Source organism: Acinetobacter sp. YH12039, assembly GCF_013420015.1.
GTDB classification, from domain to species: Bacteria; Pseudomonadota; Gammaproteobacteria; order Pseudomonadales; family Moraxellaceae; genus Acinetobacter; species Acinetobacter amyesii.
In genome coordinates this window covers 1-1,716 of record NZ_VOZA01000116.1, presented here as the reverse complement: position 1 = coordinate 1,716, position 1,716 = coordinate 1, and the positions used below count along the sequence as shown (strand labels likewise).

Annotated in this window: 2 protein-coding genes and 1 pseudogene; 2 read left to right on the top strand and 1 reads right to left on the bottom strand. The window is 31.8% G+C overall.

What is annotated here, in order from left to right:
• Window positions 1–67 (bottom strand): annotated as a pseudogene (locus FTT98_RS18295) (helix-turn-helix domain-containing protein); the annotation flags it as partial.
• Between the two features lie 35 nt (window positions 68–102).
• Between FTT98_RS18295 and FTT98_RS17660 the strand changes: the two are divergent.
• Complete coding sequence (locus FTT98_RS17660; RefSeq protein ID WP_257230225.1) at window positions 103–780, top strand: DUF1911 domain-containing protein; 678 nt, start codon at window positions 103–105, stop codon at window positions 778–780.
• Between the two features lie 213 nt (window positions 781–993).
• Window positions 994–1,620 carry a hypothetical protein gene (locus FTT98_RS17655; RefSeq protein WP_180177616.1) on the top strand — a complete coding sequence of 209 codons (627 nt, stop codon included), beginning with the start codon at window positions 994–996 and terminating at the stop codon, window positions 1,618–1,620.
• The last annotated feature ends 96 nt before the right edge of the window (window positions 1,621–1,716 follow it).

Sequence of the window (1,716 nt, the reverse complement as noted above, 5' to 3'; positions counted from 1 at the left end):
GCTTGGCCAGAAAAATGAGTCGTTCTCGCTGTTCTAAACTAAGTGGTACAGAAACAATTCGAGGCATGTGTGAACATCTGTTAACTAAAAAAACTTTTTCGCATGATTAGTTATTTTTGTCAACTTACATGGATCTATCATTCTTTATTATATCTTCATTATACTGCAGGAAAGCCAATAGAAGAAATATCTCCATTATTTGAAAAAGTAATAGAAGGTTATGAAAAACAAGCAGAAGCATTAGGAGTTTTTAAAGCAAGTAAAAAGCCAGTTGTTATTGGTGGTGAAGGTGGTTTTATTGCATTAACTACAATTAGCTTAGCAGTATTGCTAAATAAAAATAATTTATTATCTACAATTAAACAATTAATCAATGGCGAGGATGGAGGAACTTTTAGTGAAGATGAAGTGATTAATAAGTTTTTAAAACTAACGGATTCTAATCATCCAGATACTGAAAGAGATGGGATATATAGTTATAATTTTTCAATATTATGCGATGTGATTGATAATGTAATAATTAAAAATAACAAAAATCATGCGATTGAACTGTTGGATGAATATTTGGCTGAGTGGTATCAAATGCATAAAAATACACTTTGGTACAATAGTCATTTAAATTTAGATAATTATTCATATGTTGGTTATTGGGCTTTTGAAGCAGCAGCTCTTGTTTATTTACTAGATTTGGATGACAGTTCTTTACATAAACATTTGTTTTATCCTAAAGATATAGTTGCATGGGCTCGTAAAAATAATACTCAATCTGAAGTAACATAAGACAAACTAACTGTATTAAAAGTCAAAGCTGGCGAAAAATCCCCAAAAACGGGCTATTGGACAACCCCTGCACAAGTGGATTCACGCGTTCATGTGTTAAGAGGTGAAATGTTACCAACACTTTCTAAGGCAGATTGGGGTGAAGTGTACTGGTATTTTAATGGTGAAGAATAAATAAAATATGCCCTTCGGGGCATTAATTTTAGGCTGAATATGAATTTTAAAATCGATCCTAAATTTTTATATTTATTAGAACATTTTAGTTCTAAAGAATTTTTTTATAGCATGAGAAATAACTATCAATCTTTTTTAGATCGTTTGGAATTGCTGTTTGCCGTTTGTATGAGAAATCTACCCTGTAATTATCTGGATTTTCCAATGCCAGAGCAAGTTGACATCAATTGGGGAGGGACGGTTTTACCGCTTTTAAGAAAAACCATGGATACTTTAGATTTTGCTTATATAAGAATAAAAGAAGGCGATCTAACATATTTAGATTGCGCATCAGAGATTCGATCGAATGACAAAGGTATGAGTGAGTTTTCAAAAAAATGGATGGATGAACTACCTCATGAAAATGTGAAAGAATGTTGGGATTTTTATACAAAGGCTAAGGCCGAGGCATTCATTATTGAAAATACCTATCCAACGTATTGGAATCAAGAAAGTATTGTTGATGAAATATTTGATATTTCAAAAATTAATATTCCTGTGTCATATCCCATTTATCGTATAAATCAAAGTATTAAAGTAAAATCGAATGAAAAAGTTGCGATAAAAGGTTTATATATTTCCGAATTTGTGCCGAACAGAGGTGGTCCCACTTGTTTGAACAACTAAAAGCGTATTTATAAGTGATATTCCGCTCTAGTTAAGCCACCTTGTTTTGTTGGGGTAGCTGATCATAGTAAAACTCATTTGGTGTCATTTTGTCTA

Bases quoted from the DNA above. Each gene is read 5' to 3' on its own strand.
- FTT98_RS17660 (WP_257230225.1), top strand. From the start codon at position 103: ATGATTAGTTATTTTTGTCAACTTACATGGATCTATCATTCTTTATTA.
- FTT98_RS17655 (WP_180177616.1), top strand. From the start codon at position 994: ATGAATTTTAAAATCGATCCTAAATTTTTATATTTATTAGAACATTTT.